This is a genomic window from Rubinisphaera italica, assembly GCF_007859715.1.
Classification (GTDB): Bacteria; Planctomycetota; Planctomycetia; order Planctomycetales; family Planctomycetaceae; genus Rubinisphaera; species Rubinisphaera italica.
In genome coordinates this window covers 5,688,144-5,713,847 of record NZ_SJPG01000001.1, presented here as the reverse complement: position 1 = coordinate 5,713,847, position 25,704 = coordinate 5,688,144, and the positions used below count along the sequence as shown (strand labels likewise).

17 protein-coding genes are annotated in these 25,704 nt (G+C 48.1%); 9 read left to right on the top strand and 8 right to left on the bottom strand.

The genetic code is table 11. The features are described 5' to 3' along the window. The first annotated feature begins 86 nt into the window (after positions 1-86). Together Pan54_RS21765 and Pan54_RS21760 are read left to right on the top strand one after the other, a co-directional pair. Positions 87-1,853 (top strand): SLC13 family permease, encoded by a 1,767-nt coding sequence (locus tag Pan54_RS21765; RefSeq protein ID WP_146505561.1) that lies wholly within the window; start codon positions 87-89, stop codon positions 1,851-1,853. Positions 1,854-2,200: 347 nt separating this feature from the next. Continuing rightward, positions 2,201-2,668, top strand: a complete 468-nt coding sequence (locus Pan54_RS21760) for a hypothetical protein (RefSeq protein WP_146505560.1) — start codon at positions 2,201-2,203, stop codon at positions 2,666-2,668. Positions 2,669-2,893: 225 nt separating this feature from the next. On the opposite strand, the gene Pan54_RS21755 is transcribed toward Pan54_RS21760, so the two are convergent. Together Pan54_RS21755 and Pan54_RS21750 are read right to left on the bottom strand one after the other, a co-directional pair. Further along, positions 2,894-4,378 carry a leucyl aminopeptidase gene (locus Pan54_RS21755; protein WP_242631394.1) on the bottom strand — a complete coding sequence of 495 codons (1,485 nt, stop codon included), beginning with the start codon at positions 4,376-4,378 and terminating at the stop codon, positions 2,894-2,896. Between the two features lie 137 nt (positions 4,379-4,515). Further along, positions 4,516-5,610, bottom strand: coding sequence for a sodium:calcium antiporter (locus Pan54_RS21750; protein ID WP_146505559.1), 1,095 nt, complete (start codon positions 5,608-5,610; stop codon positions 4,516-4,518). 710 nt (positions 5,611-6,320) lie between these two features. On the opposite strand from Pan54_RS21750, the gene Pan54_RS21745 reads away from it, so the two are divergent. Together Pan54_RS21745 and Pan54_RS21740 are read left to right on the top strand one after the other, a co-directional pair. Next, complete coding sequence (locus Pan54_RS21745) at positions 6,321-7,619, top strand: ABC transporter substrate-binding protein (protein WP_146505558.1); 1,299 nt, start codon at positions 6,321-6,323, stop codon at positions 7,617-7,619. Between the two features lie 9 nt (positions 7,620-7,628). Further along, complete coding sequence (locus tag Pan54_RS21740) at positions 7,629-10,055, top strand: ATP-binding protein (protein ID WP_146505557.1); 2,427 nt, start codon at positions 7,629-7,631, stop codon at positions 10,053-10,055. Positions 10,056-10,195: 140 nt separating this feature from the next. Here the strand turns inward: Pan54_RS21740 and Pan54_RS21735 are convergent, their stop codons facing one another. Then, positions 10,196-11,116 (bottom strand): M48 family metallopeptidase, encoded by a 921-nt coding sequence (locus Pan54_RS21735; RefSeq protein ID WP_146505556.1) that lies wholly within the window; start codon positions 11,114-11,116, stop codon positions 10,196-10,198. Positions 11,117-11,384: 268 nt separating this feature from the next. On the opposite strand from Pan54_RS21735, the gene Pan54_RS21730 reads away from it, so the two are divergent. The 3 genes from Pan54_RS21730 to Pan54_RS21720 all read left to right on the top strand — a co-directional run bounded on the left by Pan54_RS21730 (position 11,385) and on the right by Pan54_RS21720 (position 13,313). Continuing rightward, positions 11,385-11,864 (top strand): PDZ domain-containing protein, encoded by a 480-nt coding sequence (locus Pan54_RS21730; RefSeq protein WP_146505555.1) that lies wholly within the window; start codon positions 11,385-11,387, stop codon positions 11,862-11,864. A gap of 393 nt (positions 11,865-12,257) precedes the next feature. Then, positions 12,258-12,743, top strand: coding sequence for a hypothetical protein (locus Pan54_RS21725; protein ID WP_146505554.1), 486 nt, complete (start codon positions 12,258-12,260; stop codon positions 12,741-12,743). Positions 12,744-12,839: 96 nt separating this feature from the next. Further along, complete coding sequence (locus Pan54_RS21720) at positions 12,840-13,313, top strand: hypothetical protein (protein ID WP_146505553.1); 474 nt, start codon at positions 12,840-12,842, stop codon at positions 13,311-13,313. 214 nt (positions 13,314-13,527) lie between these two features. On the opposite strand, the gene Pan54_RS21715 is transcribed toward Pan54_RS21720, so the two are convergent. From Pan54_RS21715 to Pan54_RS21705, 3 genes are all read right to left on the bottom strand, one after another. Continuing rightward, on the bottom strand, positions 13,528-16,224 hold the full coding sequence (locus Pan54_RS21715; protein ID WP_146505552.1) for an O-antigen ligase family protein: 2,697 nt from the start codon (positions 16,222-16,224) through the stop codon (positions 13,528-13,530). A 95-nt stretch (positions 16,225-16,319) separates the two neighbouring features. Then, positions 16,320-18,650 carry a polysaccharide biosynthesis tyrosine autokinase gene (locus tag Pan54_RS21710; protein WP_146505551.1) on the bottom strand — a complete coding sequence of 777 codons (2,331 nt, stop codon included), beginning with the start codon at positions 18,648-18,650 and terminating at the stop codon, positions 16,320-16,322. 388 nt (positions 18,651-19,038) lie between these two features. Then, positions 19,039-20,127, bottom strand: a complete 1,089-nt coding sequence (locus Pan54_RS21705; RefSeq protein WP_165441916.1) for a polysaccharide biosynthesis/export family protein — start codon at positions 20,125-20,127, stop codon at positions 19,039-19,041. 491 nt (positions 20,128-20,618) lie between these two features. On the opposite strand from Pan54_RS21705, the gene Pan54_RS26620 reads away from it, so the two are divergent. Together Pan54_RS26620 and Pan54_RS21695 are read left to right on the top strand one after the other, a co-directional pair. Continuing rightward, on the top strand, positions 20,619-21,008 hold the full coding sequence (locus Pan54_RS26620) for a DUF2946 family protein (protein ID WP_146505549.1): 390 nt from the start codon (positions 20,619-20,621) through the stop codon (positions 21,006-21,008). A 393-nt stretch (positions 21,009-21,401) separates the two neighbouring features. Beyond that, a complete protein-coding gene (locus Pan54_RS21695; RefSeq protein ID WP_146505548.1) occupies positions 21,402-22,337 on the top strand; it encodes a DUF1559 domain-containing protein in 936 nt (311 codons plus the stop codon). A 184-nt stretch (positions 22,338-22,521) separates the two neighbouring features. Here the strand turns inward: Pan54_RS21695 and Pan54_RS21690 are convergent, their stop codons facing one another. Together Pan54_RS21690 and Pan54_RS21685 are read right to left on the bottom strand one after the other, a co-directional pair. Beyond that, the gene (locus Pan54_RS21690; RefSeq protein ID WP_146505547.1) at positions 22,522-23,502 is read right to left on the bottom strand and encodes a hypothetical protein; all 981 of its coding nucleotides are present in this window, start codon (positions 23,500-23,502) and stop codon (positions 22,522-22,524) included. An 8-nt stretch (positions 23,503-23,510) separates the two neighbouring features. Further along, positions 23,511-25,655 carry a 3-hydroxyacyl-CoA dehydrogenase NAD-binding domain-containing protein gene (locus Pan54_RS21685; RefSeq protein WP_146505546.1) on the bottom strand — a complete coding sequence of 715 codons (2,145 nt, stop codon included), beginning with the start codon at positions 25,653-25,655 and terminating at the stop codon, positions 23,511-23,513. Positions 25,656-25,704 lie beyond the last annotated feature (49 nt).

The window sequence follows — 25,704 nt, the reverse complement described above, 5'->3', positions numbered from 1 at the left end:
GGAACAAGTTAAATGAGTTTGAATTTCCATCTCACATCTGAACATCAATTGAAACTATGCATTGAAGCATTGAGGAACCCGTCAGGATGAACTGGGAGATAGGACTGACACTGCTCGTTGTGCTGGGCTCGATCATTGCGATGATTCGATCGCGATTGGGCCCGGACTTAATTCTGATTGGTGCTCTCGCATTTCTAATGCTGGCCGATGTTGTCGATGTCAATCGTGCCCTCAAAGGATTTGCCAACCAGGGACTCGCTACCGTTGCGATTTTGTTTGTCGTCGCTGAAGGGTTGAATCAAACCGGAGCAATCAATCGCTTCGTTCAGAGTTTATTGGGACACCCCAAAACCGCTCTCGTCGGCCAACTTCGGCTCGTCTTCCCGGCTGCATTCATGTCGGCTTTTATCAATAACACGCCTGTCGTTGCGATGCTGTTACCTGTCGTGAATGACTGGTCAAAAAAATGTGGGTTTTCCATTTCCCGGTTCCTGTTGCCGCTCAGCTTCGCCACCATTCTGGGAGGCATGTGTACCATTTTCGGGACGAGTACCACATTGATTCTCAATGGCTGGTTCGTGCAGGCCGGTTACGATTCCATCGGCTTATTCGAGATCGCCTGGATCGGCCTTCCTCTGGCAATCATTGGACTGATTTATCTCCTGTTAACCAGTTCGTGGTTACTGCCGGAACGAGTTTCCGCAGAAACTCAGTTTGATGACCCTCGCGAATACACCATCGAAATGATTGTCGAAAGCGGCAGCCCGTTAATCGGCAAGTCAATCGGCGATGCCGGTCTAAGATCGCTGCCCGGCCTCTATTTGATCGAGATTTCGCGCGATGATGAGTTGATCGCAGCCGTTTCTCCTGATCGAAAAATTCAGGTGCAGGACCGCCTGATTTTCGTCGGCGTCGTCGAATCGATCAAAGATCTCCAGAAAATGGCTGGCCTGAAACCAGCCACCAATCAGGTCTTCAAACTCGACAGTCCCCGCTCGCAACGCTGTCTGGTTGAGGCGGTCGTTTCCAACACTTGCCCGGCTGTCCAGCAGACAATTCGCGATGTCCATTTCCGCACGCAATACAATGCCGTCGTGATTGCCGTTTCCCGTAACGGACATCGCATCCGCGGGAAAATTGGAGATATCGTTTTGCAGCCGGGCGACACTCTGTTACTCGAAGCTCATCCGTCTTTTGCTGATGTCCATCGCAACAGTCGCGACTTCTTTCTGGTCAGCCGTGTGGAAGACTCGACACCTCTGCGGCACGAACAGGCCTGGATGGCACAAATCATTCTCGGCATCATGATCATCACCGCTACCGTCCTTAACTTCGGCATGTTGAAAGCCTCATTATTTGCGGCCATGCTGATGATCCTCTCCCGCTGTACTCGTCCTTCGGAAGCCCGAACCTGTATCGACTGGTCAATTCTTGTGACCATTGGCGCAGGCATTGGACTCGGTGAAGCGATGGAACAAAGCGGAGCCGCCAAGCTGGTTGCCGAAAGCGTGATCAACAGTGCGGGCAGTTCACCAACGGCTGTGCTGGCCGTCGTGTATGGCATCACGATGCTCATGACGAACCTCATCACGGCCAAAGCAGCCGGCATGCTCGTCTTCCCAATTGCATTACAAGCCGCAGTGAACCTCGGTGTCGACCCAACGCCGTTTGCGATCACGGTGATGATCTCCGCAGCCGCTTCCTTCGCCACCCCGCACGGCTTCCAGACCAACCTCATGGTCTACGGCCCCGGCGGCTACCACGCCAGCGACTTCCTCCGCATCGGCGGCCCCCTAAGCCTCATCCTCTGGGGCTGCAGCGTAGCACTGATCCCAATGATCTGGCCATTTTGAGTAGCAGTAGGGCCCGCTTCGCGGACCTTGAGAACCGTTTTCCAGCAGGGATCATAGGTCGTGGGGTGCGTCAGGACGCACCTTTCACTATTTATTAATTCGATCAGGAATTCATAATCCTACCTGGCTGGGTGGCTGGGCCATCTCGCCACAGCACGAGTGATCCGCGGGTGGCCCAGATAGCTCCGCTATCTGGGTGGACGAAGTCCATGAGAGGCTTTCAGATTGAGAGTGAGTTGTCCAAGAAGTATCTTACGGCTGCGCCGCCCCAAAAGCATCTTTCGGGGCCACCCGCGTATGATGAGTTCAGCAAATTCAAAAACATTGAGTCCTGAAAGATTGAGGCAATGAACGGAAATGAAAATCTTCATTCAGAGGAATTCTTTGCGAAATCTGTTTATTCAAAATTTGAATTCCTAGTATCCAAATATGGATACACTATCACCTGCAATAAAATCAACAGAATGCATACTCAAATTGTATACTCATGCAGTCCATTAAATATTTCATTCTGCCATGAGCCCCGTGCCGTTACTTATAGTATTACATATTCGGTCCAGTCAGTTGATTATCCAAAAGGGATAGGATGCTCTTCGCAACATGCCATGTTAATGAGATGTCCTGAAGAAGCTGGATGGCCATATTCCCGACGTTTATCCGATTTATGGCCAAAGTCTTCTGATCTTCTCAATACAAAAGTAATGGACAAAGTTTTAGAAAATGAAAAACGGGTAATGCTTGCGTATTTTGATGATGTTGTAAATTCTAAAAAGTTTACGATGAATGCATTTTATGAGCTTACTAAGCATAAATAAATTGCACATAAATCAGATATTTATTCCAGTCATTGAAATAACTTCACCCGCACCAGGGTGGCACTGATCCTGATCATTCGGGCATTCTAATCTGAACCCGAAGCGTCGCGAGGTTCCGGTTGAATCCTTCTGCCTCTTGAAAATGATTAGGCCAAAGAGGGTGTTATGTCGCATTATGTGGCTTTGGATGCACTGCGGGTAACTGTATGGAAGTATGCTGACGATTTACGATGCATATGCTTTCAGCAGATTCACAACACTGCGAATCATCACCCCGCTCGCTCCGCCTTCGCGTTCGGGTTTGCTGTCGGTACGGAAGGCGGGGCCGGCGATGTCGCAGTGAATCCACGGCGTATTTGAGACAAACTTTTCCAGGAACTTGGCGGCTGTAATCGACCCTCCCCAACGGGTGCCGACGTTTTTGCAATCGGCAATGTCGGACTTGAGTTGATCGTTAAACGAATCGCACATCGGCATCTGCCAGGCCTTTTCGCCCGTCGCCTCGGCTGACTTCATCAACTGATCACACCACTCCTGATTGTTCGTGAACACGCCCGTGTAATCTTCTCCCAAAGCAACCACACAGGAACCGGTCAATGTGGCGAAGTCGATCAGCTTGGATGTTCCCTCATCAACCGCATAACATAAAACATCCGCCAACACGAGTCGCCCCTCGGCATCGGTGTTCAGAACTTCGATGGTCGTGCCATTGCGAGCGGTCAATACATCGCCCACTCGATAAGACTTCCCGCTGATCATGTTCTCTGCCAAACCCATATAACATCGCAGGTTGACGGGCAGTTTCAACTCGGCAACCGCCTGCATCACCCCGAGCACCGTGGCTGCTCCCGACATATCCGATTTCATTGTCTTCATACTGTCGGTCGGCTTGATGGAGAGTCCACCGCTGTCGTAGGTGACTCCTTTACCGACAAGTCCAATAAATGGGGCATCGCCATTGCCCTGATATTCGAGCTTCACCATTCGCGGCGGTTCATCAGATCCTCTCGCCACGCCGAGCATCGAGTTCATTCGTTCTGCTCGGAGTTGGGGTTCATCGAAGATCTGACAAGTCACGCCGACCGTACTGGCGACAGCCGAGGCTCGATTGGCAAATGCAGTGGGCGTGACTTCCTCGGCGGTCCGATTGATAAGATCTCGAGCCAGATTGATCGCTCGCCCCATCGCCCGTCCCGATGCAACTGCTTTTTCATCCCCGGCAGAACTGCCAATGAGCGTCACTTTCTGATAAGGATGCTTCTTCAGTTCCTGCTGATAGACCGCCTGCGATTGCACACCCGATTCAATTGCCATCGCTGCCAGTTCGATTTGTTCAGAGTCATCGAGCTGATCTCCGCTGACTTCCGGCAGCACCCAGGCCACTTCTCGCTTTGGCTGATCACATAAGGCACGAGCAGCAATCGAAAATAGACGATACCGCTCCTGCTCGCAGGATTTGACATCTTCAGCTGGCCCCAATCCGACTAGCAGAATCCGCTTGGGGAGTGATTCGCTCAGTCCCAGCAACGGCTTTGTCTCGCCAGATTTTTTCGGCAAATCCCCCACAGTTGCTACTCGTTTGACAACCGCTGCGACTTCATCGGGTACAACTGCAGAAAGATTGGGATTGTCTCCAGAAGTGACAAACAGAACCAGCCAGTCGAGAGCTGTCAGTTCGGCAAGTTTAGGGCTGAGGGCGATATCCATCATGAACTCCGTTTCGTAATTATTTTTGTATTCGATATTTCAGGCGAGCCGGGTCAGTCATGACTCGGGTGTTGTCACGATCATTCTAGTCGATTTCGTCATGCACAGCCTGAATTAAAACGATTTAATGTAACCAATTACTACATGCTGACCACAAACTGCGACACGACATAGACTACATACATGAGAACCAGTGGTCCTCCCATCCAACGATCGAAATGACCAACTCGCGTCGCTTTGAAAATGCAGATGCGGAAATAGGTCAATATCAGCAGCATCGCTGGTAAGTGCAGGTAGAGGAATATTTCCGGAACTTTGGCGGCTGAGTCAATAATAGGCAGAGCGGCCGCTGAAGAAGCCGCTCCCGTCACGAACAGGATGTTCAGAATGTCTGCTCCGATCACATTCCCGACGAGCAACTCAGGATGCCCACGACGAATTGCCGTGAATCCGACCACTAATTCTGGCAGCGATGTCCCCAATGCAACAAGTGTGGCCGCGATGACCACTTGAGGAATCCCAATCCGAACGGCCAGTTCCGAAGCGGCTTCAATGGCGACATGCCCAGAGAAAATGACCACAACGAGACCGGCAATCATCATGCCCCACAACGCCAGCGGACCTTTCTTTGTGACATGTTCATCAGCCACATGCACCTTTTCGCCCGGTTCAACATGCTCGGCAATATTCTCGGAGACACGAGCCGTCGTTTCATTCGGATGACGACGAGACCAGCGAACCGAAATCACCATGTAAGCGGCCAGCAAAGCCAGCAGGATCACGCCATAGTATCGTTCAATACTTGCTTCAGCACCCTGTCGGGAAAACTGAAAATAACAGATCCCTGCCAATAACACGGCCGATCCATATTGCACCCAGCCCTGGCGAGAGAGAATATATTTGTCAGCGGGCAGACGAACTAACAGACACCCCAGGCCGAATATCAATGCGGTATCGGCAATCACCGAACCAACCGCATTCCCTAATGCCAGCCCGGCATTTCCATTGAAAGCCGCCAGCACAGAAACCGCACATTCCGGAGCAGTCGTTCCCAGAGAAACAATGGTTGCTCCCACGACAACTTCAGGCATTCCGAGTCGATACGCAATCGCCGAGGCTCCCTCGACCAGCCACTCGGCTCCCATCTGCAGAAAATAGAGTCCGCCAATCGCATACATGACCAGCAAAATCGAGTTCGCATCAGTAAACCAGTGATGAGGGATGAGATATTCCAAGGGCGTCTTTCAAGGGGGTTGCGAACAGCAGATCGCAGGCACAACTGTCCAGCAATCCAATTTTTATAGCGACTCAACTTTATCGGCTGCGGACGCGAGTCTCAACTGTGCGTCTGCCGAGAAGCCAATTCACGGACAGACAACGCAGGAATCTCAGAGATAGCCCAATATTTCCGGGACGCAATAGCAGCCTGAAAGACATCAGAGATACAGTAGTAATCTGTCTAACATAAAATGTCGTCTTATTCTGAAACACAACATCGTTTTCAACACTGCTGGTTTAGTCAGCAGTGGCACACATTATACGACATCTAGCGATAGTTGGATTGCTTACTGGATTGGCTGAGCTTGGGATTTCATTCCTGATCTGAATGAATCGCCGGTTTGCATGAGGATGCATTTGAGAGATACGACGTCAACGGTGTGAATATTAATCTGAGGTTTAACGATACATCGTAATGTCAGCTTTTCAATTCGATGGTTTCTGTGAGATCAGACCGAAGAAATTATTGTCGATTTTGAGATGAATTCCTGAAGTGATCATTTTTACGATCATTTCAATTAAAGGAATTACGTGATCAGAGATCACCAGCGTGCAAAAAATTGCCGAAACTATTTATACACGTCTTCATCTACATATTCTGAAGCTGCTACGACGCGCTCGTATCACTTGTCAGCGATTTCAGTATTCCATCGGCTGATCAAAATCAATGAATTGCCCATCCAAAAAACAAAATCAGCCTTCGGGAATATCGTCACGACGAGTATTTCTCGGCAAATTGGCCAGTGCAGTCGCTACCTCCTCATGGTTAGTCAGCCCCCCCGCTGTTCATGCTCGTGAGAAAACGACGATTCGTGTTCTAGGGACCGATGTCACTTTGCAGGAAGAGATCCGCAGAAAAGCCGAACAGGATTTGGGGATTAAGATCCTGTTTGAACCTCGAGGCAGTGCACAGGTATTGCAAAAAGCGTCCACAAGGCCCGAGAGTTTTGATGTTTACGAGCAATGGTCGAACAGTATTAACGTGCTCTGGGGAGCCAATGCAATACAACCAATCAGTATCGAACGCATTCCGTTGTGGAGCCAGATCAACCCTTTAAGCAAAACGGGAAGACTCCAGGAAGACATGCCAATTGGAGCAGGAGATGCTCCTCATAAAATCCTTTATGTTCAACAGGATCGTTCCCTTGCTGCGAATCCAACTGCACAAATCAGCTTTCTGCCTTATGTGCATAATGTGGATTCGTTTGGCTATAACACAAAATTTATTCCACAAGGTACCGCTTACGAAAGCGAGAGCTGGGGATGGTTGCTGTCCCCAGAGCATTCTGGACGTGTCGGTCTTGTCAATGAACCGACGATTGGAATTTTCGATGCGGCACTTGCCGCACAGTCTCTGGGACTGATTCAATTCCAGGACATCGGCAATATGACCCGGAACGAAATTGATGAGTTATTTGAGATCCTGATCCGTCTCAAACGCAACGGTCATTTCAATGGCATCTGGAGTTCGGTGCCGCAGTCGGTCCGTTTTATGAAAACCGGGCGGGTTGTGATTGAAAGCATGTTTTCTCCAGCTGTTTCCACTCTCAACGGTTCGGGAATACCGGTTACCTATGCCGCACCAAAAGAAGGATATCGAGGCTGGCATGGAGTGCTCTGCATCTCTTCGCAGACAAAAGGTTATGAACTCGACGCCGCCTACGACTATATCAACTGGTGGCTACAGGGTTGGGCAGGAGCTTATATGGCCCGTCAGGGATACTACATTTCGGTTCCGGATTTTGCCCGCGATTATCTGTCAGAACCCGAGTGGGATTACTGGTATGAAGGCAAAGTGTCAAAATTCAACTTACCTGGTATCGATGGCCAGATCGCTGTGCCGGCAAACACGCAGAGGAATGGGGGATCATATGAAGAACGCTTCAGCCGAGTCGCCGTATGGAATACGGTGATGGATGTTTATGAATACAGTCTTGTTCGCTGGTACGAATTTCTAACGGCCTAGGAGCAAGCTGTGATCATTCTGAAATTTCTGAATCAAATCATTCGACATCCGCTTCAAAGTGTGAACGCCAAAATTTCACTCGGATTTACTATCGTACTCATGCTGCATATTTCGATTGTCTGGCTCAATCATATCGGGCTTGAGATAGCCGACCACAACTTGCAGCAATCTCAGAAAATCCATCAGCAGGTAGGCCGATACGATGAAATTGATCGTGTCGTAAGTGAACTGCAACGACAGATCCTGGTTTACACTTTCAGCGGGTTTCAAGGTCCCGAAATCCGCACAGGAGAATTGCAGCGCGAACTGGCGAGATTGCTGGACGAGGCTGAGTTGGCAACCGAAGATGTTCAGGAACAGTCTGATATTCGGTCAATGCGAAATCATGCACTGTCTCATCAGGAAATTTTTGAGATGGTCATCGTCGACCGGGCAAAACGCAAAAAGCTTCTCAATGTTGATTTGAAGAATATTGGAGATCAGTTTGAGAGGCAAATTTCTGAGTTGGATCTAATTGTTCCTCAGAAATTCGATCTGCAATCGGTTAATGCCGCCTTTCAAGCTGCCAAGCTCAATACACTCAAATTTGTTTATTCTCCAGATTCTTCACACTTTCGAAAAGCTAAAACGGAATTAAATGAATGCCGCACGATATTAACGAGTTCAGGCAAGAACGCGGCTGACAACTTGAGCGCTCAGATTCAAAGTTTGATCAACTCGATCGATCAATATGAAAACGCTCTCATTCAAATGATTCAGGCGACGCGTGGCTATCTGCATCTCGTCAATGTTGTACTGACTGGGGAGTCAGAGGAACTGAAGTATCTCGCAACCAGCACACGCATGAAGCAAGCTCAAAGGATTAGCTCACTCGAAGAAAATATGAGTATTAGCAACCGCCAATTTGCAAATGCCAGTAATATCTTTTCTATTGCGACAATTCTATTGGGAATCATTGCGGCCTGGCTGATCAGTCGGGACATTGTGCCTCCCATTCAAAATCTGGCAGCGACATTTCGTGATCTTGCCAATGGAAAGTCCTGCGAATTGAATCTCAATGAGGAGCGTAACGATGAACTTGGACTCCTTTCCAAAGCCGCATGTGTATTTAATGAAAAAGCCCAGGAGACAGAATCGTTACTCAGCTTAGTGATGGAAAGGAAAGAAAAACTCCGTGACCTGAATTTGCAGCTGGAAGAACAATCAGTACACAGTTTGCAGATGGCTGAAAAGGCAAACGCAGCAGCTGCTGCAAAAACCGAATTTCTGGCTAACATGAGTCATGAAATTCGCTCACCACTCACCGCCATTATCGGATATTCGGAAATTCTACTGGAGCAGACCGAGGCTCCTGAAGCTTGTGAACGGATCATGACGATTCAACGCAATGGGAAATACCTGCTGGCGTTAATTAACGACATTCTCGATCTGTCAAAAATCGAATCCGGAAAAATGGAAAGTGAATTGATTCCAGTCGAAATTCGACAACTGGTCGATGAGGTCATTGAACTGGTTCGACCAATTGCCGAATCAGGTAATATTGATTTCTCCGTTGAATATTCCGATGACCTGCCGGTCACCATTATTTCTGATCCTACACGATTGCGACAAATCCTGATTAATCTGTTATCCAATGCTTACAAATTTACGCACATGGGCAGTGTCCAACTCAAGGTCAGAAAGTCAGTAAGCGATCAGCGAGACGAGATTCAGTTCGATATTATCGATACCGGAATCGGAATTGCGGAAGAACACGTCAACAAGCTTTTCCAGACATTTACTCAGGCAGATTCCTCAACATCCCGGCGTTATGGAGGATCAGGACTCGGATTGGCGATCTGTGACCGGCTTTCAAAAATTGTGAATGGTCGTGTTGAACTTGTGAGCAGCACAGTCAATCAGGGGTCTCATTTTCGATTCACTTTGTATGAGCCAATAATTGTTAATCAATCCGCCAGTCCAATTAATAAGAACAGCGAATCACCAATTCTCACCCTCAACGGGAATCTGCCAGCATTGTCCGGATTTCGAATTCTACTGGCAGAAGACTCTCCAGATAATCAGAAACTGATCAGTTACTTTCTTGAAAAGGCAGGTGCTCAGGTCGATATTGCCGGCACAGGACTGGACGCAATTCACCTTGCGAAAGAGCAAGACGAAAATGGTTCTCCTTACTCATGTATCCTTATGGATATTCAGATGCCAGAAATGGATGGACTGGAAGCAACTCGAATCCTGAGGCAGAATCGATACTCCCACCCAATTATCGCCCTGACGGCTAATGTTATGAATATCGATCAGACAATGTGTCTGATTGCAGGGTGTGATGCCCATATGGGCAAACCTGTAAAGAGGCAGGAGCTGATTAAGATCATTCACAAATGGAGTCAGACTGCCCGATCGCTGCCTTCTGAAAAAGATCAATCCCTCAGTTAATAACGCTGGTGTCCCCGAAGATTCTTTCGGGACTGCGAACCAGAAGCTGTCACAGTGAATATCATTCCTTAAATGGAAACCCCTTGTGGCTTAACCAAAAGAAGTCGACTCCAAAGGTCATATTGTTTCACCCTACCGACCTACGGCTTCGTAAAGAATGGATCATCCGTTGGGGGGGCGCTCAAGCTTGAAGCTGGGATAATGGCGTTGGCTGCCGGCTTTGGTTTTGAACCCGCCAGATTTGACGCGTTGAAAATTGGTTTGCCGAGGGCGTATTGTTCGGTGGCAGTGCTGTATTCGGCGAGGGCTTCAGGGAGCATCGCTTCGAGGTCGGCTGCTCGTCGTTCATCGGAAGGATGGGTCGACATAAACTCGGGTGGTTTTTGACCGCCCTGCTGGGAAAAGCGTTTCCAGAATCTTGGAGCTTCTTTAGGATCGTAACCGGCTCGGGACATCAGGATCAGGCCGATTTGATCGGCTTCCGATTCGTGCTTGCGGCTGTAAGGGAGAATATAGCCATACTGAGCTGCCGCTCCGAAGACGGCGCGAACACGTTCGCGTTCTTTCTGCTCCTTATCTTTCGAATAGAAATCGACCACTTTGCCCGCTGCCGTTGCCACACCCTGCTGAGTCATGCGTTCTCCGCCGTGACGGGCAATCGCGTGAGCAATTTCGTGAGACATCACGACAGCCAATCCAGCTTCGTTTTCGCAGATCGGCAGAATTCCTTCATAGATGGCGACTTTGCCGCCGGGTAATGCAAAGGCATTCATCTCGGGAGAATCGATCACGCGGAACTCCCAGGCATATTCATCGTGTCCGGCTTCGGCTGCGATCCTCTGACCGACCCGCTGAACCATCTCCACATAGTGGGGATTGGAAGAGAGTTTTTCTTCGGCCAGGATGTCTTCATAGGATTGCATGCCCAGCGTGATTTCCTGCTGTTCCGGAATCAGCAGCAACTGCTTGCGATTACTGATGGGTGTGGAATAGCAGCCAGCCGTTCCGAGTATCGAAACGAGCAGGATCGTCATTATGAATTGGTCATGAAATTTAAACATGAACTCGGCTCCCTGAAAACAGACCTTCCACGCAAACCTGAAAGGTGGGCGCAGGGGGGAACTGTAACGAGGAACCTGAAATCGACTCAACACGAGTTCAAAGCCTTGTCATTTGGGCCTGTTTCCAGCCGAAATTTGTAGCTGTTACAAAATAATTGCACTCTTTACCAGTTTTGACGTCCCCTCCTGCATCTGAATTACGCCTTACATCTCATCAGTAACACAACCATCACCCAACCAAACACTTATAAAAACGAGGAACAAAACCATGACGATTTTCAACTCAACCAAACTGTTCGCTGTCGCCATCATCGTTGTCGCATCAGCAGCCACTGCCAACGCAGAAAACAAGAAGTATCTGATCAATCCTGGTCAGCAAAATCAAAACTACCAACCCAAAACAAAAATGTATCTGGTGAATCCTGATCAGAACAATCATGATTGCCACATCGACATTCCAACTCTGGGTTTTTACGGGTACCAGACTTATCGGGGAATGGTGGTGACCAAAGTGAACCGGGGAACAGAAGCCTGGAAAATTGGCCTGGAACCTGGCGATATTATTGTCAGCATCGACGGTCAGCACCTGCACCATGATGGCGACTATACACGAGCGATGCGACGAGCCGGTCGTCATATTGATTTGCGAGTTAAAGATGTCCATGGTCGAGGGATCTTCACTGTGGAAGCTCACCTGCACGGCAACAACAACCGTCCTGTAATTGAGTACCGATCGACTCTGAACTAGGACGTATCAATAAAGGGCGACTGAGTCCTGCAAGCCGCACACATTAAAGTGTGCGGCTTTTTTTATGCGCAGAAGGTCTCAAGCTCCATTCACATGTCTCGATGTGAGGATTGTGCAAAAATTCCTGAACAGGTAATGGGCGAAGTTCAGTCAAGCTTTGCGTGGGACTCTCAGAAATAGTCTGTAAATGGTGGCGGTTTCACCAGGAATATCCAGCAACGTTTGTGGAGTGTGATAAGTTTGCAGTACCAAGGACCGTCAAGGTCCAGAAGCACTGATGCTCAGCTGTCGCATTGATGAGAGATGAAATCTTCGATGACTGGGTGATTTCAAATCGCAGGGTATGGCGACTCTGCCGAACTAACACTCTCTGAATTCGGAATGGAACTCCTGATGAAATCTTCAATCACTTCCTTAATCGCACTGGGCGTTACGCTATCGGCAACGGCCCAGTGGGCGAATGCAGAATGTCCCTGCGAGCGCAATCCTCAATCCAACTATCAGATGCCACCATTGCCGGCTGGCCCTGATCGGATGACAGCCGCTCCGTCACCGGGAACATTGGGCCGCACTTATTATTTACCCAGTCGGGACATCCCAGCCAGTAAACATCCTCGGATCGCTATGATCGATATCATCGTACCCGATGCTACAAGTGTGCGGGTTGTCAATATGTATGTGCATCGCGAAGAGGATGATGTCGATGGCTATGAGGACACGCGTCTAAATGGGCTGTGGCGATTTGAAACTCTACCACTTCTGCCCGGTATCCCACATATCTATAAAGTGATCTTCCGATTCTCTGATGATCCGACCGCTCCCGAGACCGTTCGGTATGTTCGGCTGATTCCAGGGCGAATTATTGAATTGACCTATTGATTCCACTTAACAAATTCGGCATGATATTGTCTCAGGTATCTGACTAAGACTTTCAGCGTTCATGCAAATCATCCGAATAGAACAGGAATTTCAACAATGAAGTGTTTCATGATCAATGGGCTTCGGTACCGCGTGGCCTTAGCTGTTCTGGCAATCGGTGCAGTATTGACATTGCCAGGCTCTGCCCAGGCAAAAGACGACGGTCGACTTTCAGCAATCGGTGGACTGTCAGCCGCTCACATGTATACCACCTATATTGCGATCGGTGCAACAGCCGATGCTTTCGGCAATGATGTGTACGAAACCGAGCAGGTTCAGGATATCATGTCGGGAATGGTCGGGATGATCGACACGCTGAAAAAACAGTTGTTGCTCGTCCAGGAAAACTGTGAAGACAAAGACGACCAGCGTTATATCGACGATACGATCCAGGTTTATAACCTGCTTCAGGAGGAAGCACGGCAATTGTCTACATTTGCCGAAACTCGGGACATTACTGATCATCGTGCCTATGAAAAAGCCCGAACGACCGTATGGCCTCGCATCGAAAAGCTCCTCGGCTTGGATTAATTAGAGCATCTTGCTCGAAATGCCTTCGAGATTTGAAAGCGGAAACACTTCAAGACCCACTTTTACGGTGGGTCTTTTTTATTGAATTATGCGTCTTGAGAAGGCTCTGCAATCGTTGAGCCAATCAGGCGCTTCAGTGATTGTGAAGGGGGATCGTGAAGGTGCGAAAGAAAATATTCGATCGACTGAAACCCAGCTGAACATTAACCTTCGGTCAACGATAGAGTCTCATTGAAGATTGCCGAGCGATTTGATCCATTGCCTTTTGCGACTTCTGCAACCACTCTTTCGCCTGAACATCTCCGGGGGATCGAGAGATGCAGTATTCCAGATGAGGTTCTGCCAATGCGAATTCTTTTTGACTGACCAGCCATTGAGCAAACTGTCTGCGCATTGGAACCGAGGATTCGAAATATTCGGCAGATTGATTGATGAATGCAATTGTTTCAGGCTTAACTTTCGCAGAACGAAGTCGAATGAATGCAATATTGACATAATCGAGCCGTTCGGAGGCGGGCAATTCCGGGATCGCTTTTGTTGTCGCATTGGCCAAAGCAATTGCAGCTTGAGCATATTGCTCTTCTCCAAGTTTCTGATAGACCATCGTGATCGTATTCAACGTCTCTAACGTAGGATGAATCGTATTGATCAAATCTGTTGGGGAAAGGACAGGAGCTATAATGGATAAAATTCGCGACTGGTTCGGATCCTTGTCATTAAATACGGGCTGCCATTCCTGGAATGCCTTTTCAATATCCCCACGATTCCAGGCCATATAACCTCGGTCGAATGCAACATCCATACTCTGGGGTTCAGCACGTTCGCTTCTGGCAAAATAGTAATCGACCTGCTCAGAATCCGGTGAATTCGTAAAGCAATATTCCGCCTGAATCAGTAGGGGATCTGATCGCAACGGACAGAGCAGGCTCGCAAGTCTGGCGTGCTGAAGACAGGTGTTAATCAACGGCAAGGCTTGTTGCATGACTGCTTTGTTTTCCAGCCAGCTTGTCAATTGTTTAGAATCCTGAAATCCCCCCGAGTAAACGGCGGCTCGTACCTGAGCAAGGGGCATCGGGTAGAGATGATGCAGATCCTGAAGCTCAAAAGCTCGCCGCAGGCATTTCGCCATGCTAATCTGATTTTCGATATCGTCAGGATTAATCTGCAACGATTTACGCAATTCACTGACGCGAATCTTTAATATCGCCATTTCATCATCGACGTTATCGACATGCTTCGTCTGAGCTGTGTAGCAGAGATATCTCATCGTTGCAGGTTCTGCCAGTGCAGCTGGACCGACGGCGTCGTATCCGAACGTCAGGAATGCAATTAAACCACCTGCCATAATCAGGGAACTGAATGTTTTTCTGGAATATTGTTTCTCCGCCTCGGGATGAGTGGTTTGAATTGAGAACACATAGGCCAGATACAGTGCCAGGACGAGCATGTAGGCTGGTGCATACCACGCAAAATCATAAGTACCATGACACAAAAACACGCCAAAACTTGCCATGGATCCAATAATGAATGGGAGTTCTGTTTTTGAAACGTTGCTTGAAAACGCAGCTTTCATTAATTTGATTATCACAAGTAGAATCGCCAGGGTCAGAAGGATCCAACCGACAACTCCGTTCTCTGTTCCTATTTGTAAGTAGCTGTTTTCTGCGTGTGTGTAAATCCGTCTCGAAACTTTTTCTTCGTGATAAGCAGGGATGACATGCCTGTGCGTTCCCAGTCCGGTCCCGAACCAGCGAAATTCTTTTTGGGCGGCCAGATTAGATTCCCAGATAATTCCACGAGCATTTCCACGATCCATTTTTTCGATGTCCGCAGAGACAAGTTCCTGAGCATTGACGTCCAGTACCCGATCTCCAATCAATGAAATTGCTCCTAATCCAATTATCCCGAAAACGGCAAAAATAATTGGTAAGCGAGCATCAGCGGCACGACGAATCATTGTCAATGACATCGTGATGACAAGCGAAACAGTGGCTAAAATCAGTCCTCCTCGCGAGCCACTTAGGACGATTCCAATCAACAATAAAATCGAAGCGACTCCCCCAAAAGCAATTCGCATATTCGAATTCCATTCCCGTCGATGAGATCGGGAAGTTTTCGAATGAGCGTCGCTGGTAATCGTCCAGGCCAGCAGTGGGCCTAACGCAAGTGCCAGAAATCCAGCGAAATGATTTGAATTCGTAAAGGACCCCTTTGACCCTGTAAAAGTGTTTGTAAAGGGGTGAGTGATCAGCCCAAAAAACTTTCCATTTCCAAGCAGGTATTGCAAAGTTCCAAAAAGAGCATATGCAGCCATTCCCAGAGATATGACAAGCATTACAGAACGGGCATGTTTGCGATGCTGGAATCGCTGCACCATCAAGAGGAACAACAAAAGCACACAAAGTATTGGCACAAAAGTCAGGCGAGTTTCCACGGGAGCCAACGAAATTTTATTCCATGAGAATCGAGGCTCTGTTCCGATTAGTTCCGGATACAAATCGGCGAGCAAAAATCGTTCAACTGCAGGTGAGACCGCCTGAAGAGTTTCTGTAGAAAGTGGCGTGAGTTGAAATGTCACCATACCAATCACGCAAAGCAGCAGGAATTCAAACCCCGTCCATTTCCAAGGTAAAGTCGGCTGAGTGGCTCGATGAACAAGCCAGAGAGTCATTGTGACTCCCGTAGCAAACAACAAAATGAGATGTCCAACAGGAGTTCGTCCTGCGAAAGCCAATAGTACTGCCAATAGACCAACATACAGCGAGATGTCGAATATTTTCAGAAGCAGGTTCGTCTTTTCATGGGGATCTGTAGAGTTAATATGTGAGGAGCGATGTGAAGAGCCACGCAAAGAATGACGGCGAGATCGCTTCTTGCCGACAGGTCTGTCGAATGATGTATTGAAACTCACCTTCAGCCCACTTTCCAGCGATGAGATCTTCGCGATCTCAAAGAGAGTATTCCTTTAATGACTTAAAACATAAAAATCAGATCGTAAATCGCTTTTTATGCAGCGTAACGATCGGATGACTGATCTCGTGAAAATCGTTTTCGAGGTCGTTGACTATTGTTATTGGATATGGGGATTGCTTCCTCTTCCCCTTCATAGGCGGGATCATCATGACCTTCTCCATAGCCTTCGCCATATCCATAACCGTAGCCATAGCCGTATTCACCTCTGCTGTCACTCAACCCATTAACAACCACTCCTAGAAGAGTTCCTCCCAGAGAAGTGACGGACTCAGCAGCTCGAAGGATCATGCGACGTTTATTTCGATCCGGCCGGACGGTGAGAATAATACCATCGACCAATCGGCCAATAATCGCCGGATCTGTCACAGCCAGCGAAGGTGGGGCGTCGATCAGGATCTGGTCGTACACCCCCTCTGCCCAGCCTATTAATTCTTCGAAACGTTCGCTCGTTAGCAATTCCACAGGATTGCTGGGACGTGGCCCTGCTGAGATCACATCGAGATTTTCGAGTCGCGTTTTTGTGATATATTTTGATGCCGATTCTTCAATCGTAGCGGTGTCTCTGAGAATGGTTGAGAGCCCGGCCTGTCCTTTCAATGCAAAGACTGCTGTCAATCCAGGACGCCGCATATCTCCATCGATGATCAGCGTTTTCTTGCCGGCTTGAGCAAATGCGACAGCTGTATTTGAAATGACCGTGGTTTTTCCATCGCTAGGCTGAGTGCTGGTAATACTGATGCGCTGATGATTTTCGCAAGCAAACTCAATCGATGTTCGCAAAGTGCGGAACGCTTCCGTTTCGACACTATTAGGCTTTGTATAGGTGAAGATTGATTCCAGACCATGGGTATGGGGCAATGAAGGCAGGCTGCGAACCATCGCCATGACGGGAGCTCCCAGTTCTCGCTTGAGTTCATCGGGTGAATGGAAACGGTCGTCGAGCAAGTCGAGTAGTAAGACAGTAGTCGCACCGAAGAATAATCCCGCTAGAATGCTTAGCATTAACGTACTGGTCAGCTTGGGAGTGACTGGAGTCCGATTCGGTTCCGCATGTTTTGTGATTCGCGTTCGCAAACTGGACTGCTTATTGAGATCGATTGTGTTAATTCGATCCCGCATCATGTCGTAATCGGATTGCAATCGACTCAAATCACGCTCGGCCAGTTGTAGAAGCATCAGTCGTTGATTCATTTGGGACGCCAACTGCTTTTCCTGCATGAACCGTTGATAAATGTCCTGTTCATGAGTCACGGCATGTTGATAGCGTTGTTTGGCCATTTCCAGCATTTGGGGCCCCATGTCGCGGGTCAATTGTTTGGAATCCTGAGTGGCTTGCTGACCACGTCCATTCATCCAGTCTCGGGCAGCTTTAACCCGTTCTTGCAGTTCCAGAACTTCTGGATGATTCGGGCCCAATTTCCCATTGAGCTTATCTCGCAGGGACGCTTCATCTTCAATCAATTGTTGTTGCAGGCGGGCATAGGCATACGAGTCGCGACTGTCGACTCCGGCGCTCAATTTCATCAATTCATTCGCCAGCGTCTGGTTTGACTGATTCATCAATTGCTGGAGACTTTCTCCATTGCGAACCGCCTGTTCAACAGCAGTATAGTAGGAACGGGCCTGAATCGATTCCTGCTGTGCTTTTGCTAACGCATGATTCAATTCAATAACTCGCTCATTAACAACACTCATGACATTATCACCAGTGCCAATCAAAGAATCGGATTCTCTTTGAAGATCCAGAAGTTCGGATTGCTTCACTAAGATCTGATTTTGAATGTTATCTCGTTCTTTTGTTAGCGTATCCAGCATTTGCCCCGAACTGCTTTCGTGCATTTCATGCATGAATTTAAAGTAGGAATTCAGAATTTCCGTGACGATCATTGAAGATTCTTCAGGCGATTCTGAACAGTATTTCACCTCCAGCAGATTGGTTTGCCGGGCAGTATTGACGGTCAGGCTTGAGCGAAGCTTTTCGATCGCCTGATGTTTCGTCATTCCGATGAATTTAGTTCTTGCGGTGTCTGGCAGCCGGACCAAGGCTCCTTTAAGAACTTCATCGCTGGCAAGAACTTTTGTGTATGTCGGCAGATAGTCCTGGAGGGTTCGTTGACTTTGCTGAGTTTGATCGACATTTCCATCACCAGTATGCAAAACCAATAATTCCGCACTTGATTCGTATTTCCGCGGTGCCAAGGCAAAATAAGTCATTCCAAGACTGACCGTGAACGTCAGCCACGCCATAACGGTCCATTTTCTTCTCAGCAACGATTGCAAAAAGCGGAGAATTGTCTGTAAAGGATTATGATTATCCTGAAGTTGGATATTCATTTGTGGATCGTAATTCTCAGGTGCAGGCATAGTTCAATTCCCAAATTACCAACATCAAGCTCTTCAGCTCACAAACTGGCATGACATTGTTATCTGAGGTCAATAAATAAGATCCGTTGAATCAATTGTTACACTTCTATCAAGGTATTAGGCTTATGGAGTCTCATGGACATCAATAAACTGAACTCGCTCCAGTCGGAAATGGCAGAGTATTAAATTGAGCGCTCATCCGACCGCAAGTGGAAGAACGAAATGCCCTGGTGCTCTGTTCCAATTAAATATTAAGGTGCTACGCGAAGTGTTAATCGGAACAATCCACTAGACCATTTTTAAATGGTTACTGCAGGCAAATGGACCTTTAAAAACAGTAAAACGCTGTATTTTCCTATCCGATGCTGCGGTATATAATGAAAATGCTCTAGAACGCTCGTCCGCTCACGCCGAATCCAATCAAACGGACAGCTTCATAAACGGATGTGGTTGGGGTTTGCTCAATACTCACAATATCTCCTGGTGCCAAACGCAGGTCGGCCCGACCATTCCGTTTTGCCTTTTTGATACTGGCTTCAATTAATGTGGGCTCTTCAGATTCTGGTGTATTGCGAATGATATAAACCTTGTCTGCCAGCGGATTGTTCGTGCCGGAAGCGAGTGCAATGGCATCGAGTAGACGTAGATCTTCAGCAACTGGGAATTCATAGCGATCTGGTTTTTTAACAAGTCCCAATACATGAATCGGCTTGGGATCTCGCCGTTCAACCATCACGATTCCTCCATCTGGCAATCGCAAGGATTCCGGTTTTTGAGTCGCCGCTGAGGCCAGATCAATCCGGACGGTTTGATGACCAATCGGTTGTACGATGGTTTCCTGTCCGACCTGCTGAATATCTGAACCGCTTTCAAGTGAAGCAATCAAATCTTGTGGTTCACTCGCTTGATTACGATAACCGGGATGCCGGACCTGGACAAAAACGCCTGCATCTTCGGAGAGCCCCCCAGCAGCGACAATCGCCTGGAGCACATCCGACTGACCCGCGCGAAGTTCATAAGTCGCCGGTTCCTCAACTGCCCCTAACACTGTAATTATATGGACTTTAGGACGTTTCATTGTGACAGTGACATGCGGCGATTTGTACAACCCTTTTTCAATACAAGCTCCTGAAATCACAGCCTCAGCTTCTTCCAGATCCATTTCTTTCAGACTGACAGTTCCCACAATTGGCAATAAGGCAGTGCCATTTTCACTGACACGAACAGGAAATGTTGCGGTGTCTGTCGCAGAGAGGCCCGCAGAGATCGACACCTCAATCACGTCGCCGCTACCAATCAAATCCTGCGTTGTTGTTGCGGTTGCTAATTTTGTCAAATCCAGTGTCTGTGCGTTTTCATTTCTGGGAGCCTGCAAATGTGCAGGGAGATTTTCTGCCTGATAATTTTTTGCAGCAGTACAGCCTGTCAAACTCCAGGAACAGACCACCAGAAAAATGATGCCGTAAGAGATTCTCATCTCTCGCTTCAAAATGCGTAAGCCTCTCAACACGAAAATCACACGGAAATCGTTGCGAGAAAAGACGGTCTGGAATATTCTTGTGAGGAATTTCCATGAATACAAAGGCGTTTCCATACGCTTTGAAATTCTATCTTGGAGACAAGGTATTAGAAAAAATGCAGAAATTCCTTACGCATCCATTGCGTCTTAATCTCTTACACATAAATAAGTTATGACAAAACAGCAGATGTAATTTCATCTTTTAGACGTGATCTCTCTGGAGAATCCCCAACAGATCACAGCGAAAAGTAGCCCTTTTTGTCGATTTGAGTCAATATCAACTTAAGCTTCGAAAAAGCTCCAACAGCCACATCGCTTCTGACGTAAGAAAACATTAATACGATTAAAAATTAGACAATTTCAGAACTTAGTTCTCGACCTCTTCCAATTCACGAGTAACATGACAGGGAATTATCAATAAAATTTCAGTCAGGACGATTCAACTTCAGATGAGACAGCAGTTCGTATTATCAGGGATTCTAGCCGCCTATATTTTTGGCGGTTTGATATACCCTTATGCGCACATTCACACACATAGCTGCAGTCATCACCATGGTTCTCAGCAATCAACTGAGATCCATCATGAGTCGCACTCACATTGTCATCATGTGCACTCATCAACTGAAAAGCATCAGGACAGCCATCAGCATTCGCACGATCATTCCCATTCGGAATGCCCAGCTTGTGAACTGCTGTGGATGGCCCAGTTTACTCCTGACTTACCAGTCATTATTGAAAACTACAGTGTTGTTTGGCTGGAGTCACCGGCTCCAGCGATGGTTGCAATTAATACCGACGCTTCTTTGCCGCTGCTACGCGGCCCCCCGGTCCTGGCATAGCCAATTGGCACAAATTTGATGACCACCCATTATTCGAACATTGTTCTGAATCAATGGTGGTATGTTCGATTTCCGGCCAAAGATATCGCAGGGCATTCAACGGATCTGCAGCTTCCGTATTCATTCCCGTCACTTTCTAACTGAGAAAGTGTAAGCGAATGTTGCTGGCTGGAGTCGCTATATGTGCTGAACGTTATTCAGTGTTGTGATCTTTTGAAGTTGATGCACTTACATATTCACAACCATTGATACCCCAAATCGCTGCATAACAGGCAAATATTTGTGTTTGCGTGTGTAACTATTGACGGATCTTCAATAACTCATTTCTGCGACAGAAACCTGAGTTCATAAACCATAACAGATCAATAAATCTAAAATACCATTGGAATAATTATGTTGTTAAATAAGACTTTCCCTCAAACGGTGAAGCCTCGTGGCTTTACTCTCATTGAGCTTCTTGTCGTCATCGCAATCATTGCCGTGCTGGTGGCTTTACTTCTTCCAGCCGTCCAACAGGCTCGCGAAGCAGCCAGGCGATCGAGCTGTAAAAACAATCTCAAGCAGCTCGGACTGGCACTGCACAATTATCATGATGTCCACAATACACTCCCTCCCGGCTGGATTGCAGTCGCTCCGACCGCCACTCACATGCCTCACGAAGGAACCAGTGGAGCGGGTTGGGGAACTATGATCCTTCCATTCATCGAACAGCCCGCACTCTATGACCAGTTCAATCCCAACGTCAGCATTGCTGCTCCTCTCAACGATACTTTCCGGCTCAATAACATCGCCACGTTTGAATGTCCTTCCGATCCGAAACCACAGCAGTTTGAAATTGAAGAAGAAGGGTCCCCCGGAACGGTTCTGGCTGAGTTACCCACCGCCAATTATGTCGGCATCTTCGGAACTGAAGAACTCGATGCCTGTGAGAATTCTGCAGGCACTGCTCCCGTAACAAGTTCGGGACAGTGCAAAGGCGATGGAGCATTCTACCACAACAGCAAAGTGAAATTCCGAGACTTCACAGACGGGCTGAGCAATACAATGATGATTGGCGAACGTCTCACCCGAGAGCCACTCGGCTGGTACTCAACCTGGGTTGGCATGGTTCCAGAAGGTGAAGAAGCGTTTCAGCGTGTCTTAGGTTCCATGGACCACGTTCCAAACGATCCTGTCGCTCACTTCGATGATCTAAGCAGTCAGCATAAAGGTGGAGCCCAGTTTGTTCTCGGAGATGGCCATGTTCGTTTCCTAAGTGAAAACATCGACAAAGGTGTCTATCAATCGCTCGGCACTATTCAGGGTGGCGAAGTCGTTGGCGAGTATTAATAACGGGAGCATTTCCAAAATCAATTTTCTGTGTTCTGCATGAGCAAATGCAGCGATTTAGGCAAACAATCGTACATGCGAATGCACACTGCATTTAGAAATGCTCTAAATTGAAGAATGACTTAGAGTCCTCGATACGAACTCTTCAGGAGACCTGCATTTTCCTGAAGAGTTCCCGAGGGATTTAATCAGTCAATTCACCTGTTGACAATGCACGCTCCAGTTCGCAGCGGCCCATTGTAAACCGTCCATTAATATCCTGAAGAGGACGCTCCAAGAGTGTGCCGTCGGAGATTCGATATCGCATTGCATCGATACTCAGAGGCCCAAAATATCCTCGACTTGCAGCTTCTTCGGCAAAAGCACTCGTCTGCTCATAGCTGACTTGCCATTGCCTGATGAATTCTGCTTCTTCATTTTTTGCGACTGCGACATTTCCCAGATATCGTCCATGAGCATCCGTATGCAAATGGGTGCAGCCGAGTCTCTTCACAGACCGATTCGTATCGATCTGAAAATGAATACTCATCTCTGCAACTCGATCCAGCCAGGGTTCAAAATAGAGAGCCTGACCTTTGATCAGTCGATGCTCTGCCCAGTTCTGATCATTTCCGGTTAGAGTGCGTCCTCGCCCCATCAGTCGTTCTCGTGATGACATGCTGAACTCCGCTTTCACCAGCCAGTTCGCAGTCTCATCCTGAGCTGCTACAATTTCCTTTAAGTCGGTCAGTGAATGAATAACGCGACAACCTGCTGGAGCAATATTCCATTTTTCTTCAAACTGAAACGACGTTCCACGCGAGTTGATCCACTCCACAGTTTCGAGGAGAGGAGCAGAGAAGGTCCAGCCGTTTTTCGTTGCCAGTTGAGTCATCGCCTGTGACCAGCCCCAGGAAATCAATTCGACTTCAGCTGAAGCGGATTGCATGCCATCGAATGTTTCCAGCGGAGTGACACCCTGCTGAGCACATTCAGAAGTGAGTCGCCTACGAGATTCGTCATCCAGCAGATCAATTTCCGGCAACCACAAATAATCGTCTGGTGACATTAAGGGAATGACCCGATGTGCCCAGCGGGCATTGACTTGAGCCAGTTTTTTTGGCAACTGCCAGGGGGAATTGCCGGCTGCGAGTTGATGTTCAAATTCGAAATTCGGACGAAACAACCGACGCATCATTGTTGGCCCAACTGGCGGATCGATTCCGCAGGCTGAAATCGCTCGCCGTAAACGGCTGCCAGTTTTTCCAGAGTGTCGATCAGATTGTTGTGATTGAGCTGTCGAGCAAATCTCAGCGGGCCTCCTCGAAATGGAGCAAAGCCAGTCCCGAGAACCATCGCCAGATCGATCATCCACGCGTCTGCCACAACAGCTTCGTCGAGACATCGCCCCGCTTCATTCACCATCGCCAGCACCAGCCGCTGTTGAATGGGCGTTAGAACTTCCTCCAGTTCGGTTGTGGGCGACTCGACGAGATCGACATCAATCCCCGAAACCAATGGCTGTAAGCCGATCGCGTTCGTTTTTTTGCCTTTCACGTAGTTATAAAAACCAGCGTCCGATTTCCGCCCCAGCCGCTTCGCCTCCACCATGCGTTCGAGCACGGTCGCAGTATCGGACTCCTCACCAAAAACAATTGACATCGAACCGGCCACATGGGCAGCGACATCAACGCCAACCTGATCGATCAACTCGAGTGGTCCCATCGGCATGCCGAAGCTTTTCATTTCTCGATCTATCAAGGCGGGGTCGCGATTTTGAGCTGTAAATTCGATTGCGATCTTAATCGCTTCATCCAGATACGGCATCAATATCCGATTGACCACAAACCCCGGCGAATCTTTTGTCAAAATTGGAGTCTTGCCGAGTTGCTTCGCCAGTTTCAGCAATCGGCCAACGGTTTCCGGTGAACTGTAAGACCCGGAAATCACTTCAATCAAATCCATTCGATGGACCGGATTAAAGAAGTGTAAGCCTCCAACCCGAGACTTCGGCTCCACACCCGCAAAGATTTCATCCACAGAAAGAGCAGAGGTATTCGTGGCAAAGATCGTATCCTGATTACAGGTCCCTGCCAGTTCATTGAAGATCTTCTGCTTCAATCCGAGCGATTCTGGAACCGCTTCCACAACAACATCGACATCCGCAATTCCCTCTAACGATGTCGTAAAGGTCAAATGAGCCTGCTGTTCATTCGCCTCGTCTTCAGTCAGGCTTTTTCGATCAAGCAGAGCTTCATAAATTGAATGAATCCGAGACCGAGCCGCATCGAGAGCTTCTTCATTCACTTCTTTGAGGACAACTTGCATCCCTTTTTTGATGCCCGCCTGGGCAATCCCTGCTCCCATCGTCCCGCCACCGAGCACGGCCAGAGATTTGATTTTCTCTTCCTGAATTGAAGTTGGCACGTCCCATGTATCGAGAGAACGGGCGCGCTCTTTGTTCAGAAACAAACTGACCAGACTCTGACAAGTCGGCGTAAACAGTAAATCGCCAATCGCCTGCTGCTCGAATTCAAATCCACTCGCATCCTCTTTGAATGACTGACGAATCGCCTCTAACGATTTCCCTAATGCAGGATAGTGGAGATTCTGTCGAGCAATTCTCTTTTCAGTCGCATTGAAGATCAGTTTACGGCCAAAAGAAGTCTCATTCAAAAACCAGCCGATCCAGGTGCTGGATTTTTGAGGATTCAAATCGATTGTGGAATTCCTCAACTCTTTCAGCAGTGATTCCAACTCGTCAGGCTTAACTGCTCGATCAACCAGACCAACTTTCGCTGCTTTTTCTGCAGAGAATTTCTTCGCCTGCAGAATCATTCCGATCGCCTGCAGCAAGTCGACCTGTTTCGGAAGTCGTTGCGTCCCTCCCCAGCCCGGCAGAATTCCCAGCCCGGTTTCGGGAAGTCCAATGCGTGTTGAAGAATCGATGACGGCGATGCGATGATCACACGCCAATGCCATTTCCAATCCACCACCCAGGCAAGCCCCTTGAATCACGGCGATTGTCGTCGGCTCAATTGCTTCAAGACGTGCAAAGATATCCTGTCCTCGTCTGGAAACTTCGCGAGCTTGTTCGATGGTTTCGATCTTTGCAAATTCAGTAATATCCGCTCCGGCAAAAAAACTATTGGCCTTTCGACTGCGGATAAAAATAGTTTTCACACCCTGGCGTGATACCAATTCATCAAGAACGGAATCGAGTTCCGAGATGACTTCGGTCGAAAAGACATTCTGGCTCTGACCCTGCACATCAATCCAGAGGGTCAGTATCTGATCGGTCGTTTGTTCAAGGTCCCAATGCGTCCAGAGTGCCGCCATCTTCCGTCTCCTTCATCAGTGTCAGCGAATTTTATTATGCAAAGGGTGG

Coding starts and splice junctions, on each gene's coding strand:
- Pan54_RS21765 (WP_146505561.1), top strand. CDS start 87: ATGAACTGGGAGATAGGACTGACACTGCTCGTTGTGCTGGGCTCGATC.
- Pan54_RS21760 (WP_146505560.1), top strand. CDS start 2,201: ATGAACGGAAATGAAAATCTTCATTCAGAGGAATTCTTTGCGAAATCT.
- Pan54_RS21755 (WP_242631394.1), bottom strand. CDS start 4,378: ATGATGGATATCGCCCTCAGCCCTAAACTTGCCGAACTGACAGCTCTC.
- Pan54_RS21745 (WP_146505558.1), top strand. CDS start 6,321: ATGAATTGCCCATCCAAAAAACAAAATCAGCCTTCGGGAATATCGTCA.
- Pan54_RS21735 (WP_146505556.1), bottom strand. CDS start 11,116: ATGTTTAAATTTCATGACCAATTCATAATGACGATCCTGCTCGTTTCG.
- Pan54_RS21730 (WP_146505555.1), top strand. CDS start 11,385: ATGACGATTTTCAACTCAACCAAACTGTTCGCTGTCGCCATCATCGTT.
- Pan54_RS21725 (WP_146505554.1), top strand. CDS start 12,258: ATGAAATCTTCAATCACTTCCTTAATCGCACTGGGCGTTACGCTATCG.
- Pan54_RS21720 (WP_146505553.1), top strand. CDS start 12,840: ATGAAGTGTTTCATGATCAATGGGCTTCGGTACCGCGTGGCCTTAGCT.
- Pan54_RS21710 (WP_146505551.1), bottom strand. CDS start 18,650: ATGCCTGCACCTGAGAATTACGATCCACAAATGAATATCCAACTTCAG.
- Pan54_RS21705 (WP_165441916.1), bottom strand. CDS start 20,127: ATGAGAATCTCTTACGGCATCATTTTTCTGGTGGTCTGTTCCTGGAGT.
- Pan54_RS26620 (WP_146505549.1), top strand. CDS start 20,619: ATGAGACAGCAGTTCGTATTATCAGGGATTCTAGCCGCCTATATTTTT.
- Pan54_RS21695 (WP_146505548.1), top strand. CDS start 21,402: ATGTTGTTAAATAAGACTTTCCCTCAAACGGTGAAGCCTCGTGGCTTT.
- Pan54_RS21685 (WP_146505546.1), bottom strand. CDS start 25,655: ATGGCGGCACTCTGGACGCATTGGGACCTTGAACAAACGACCGATCAG.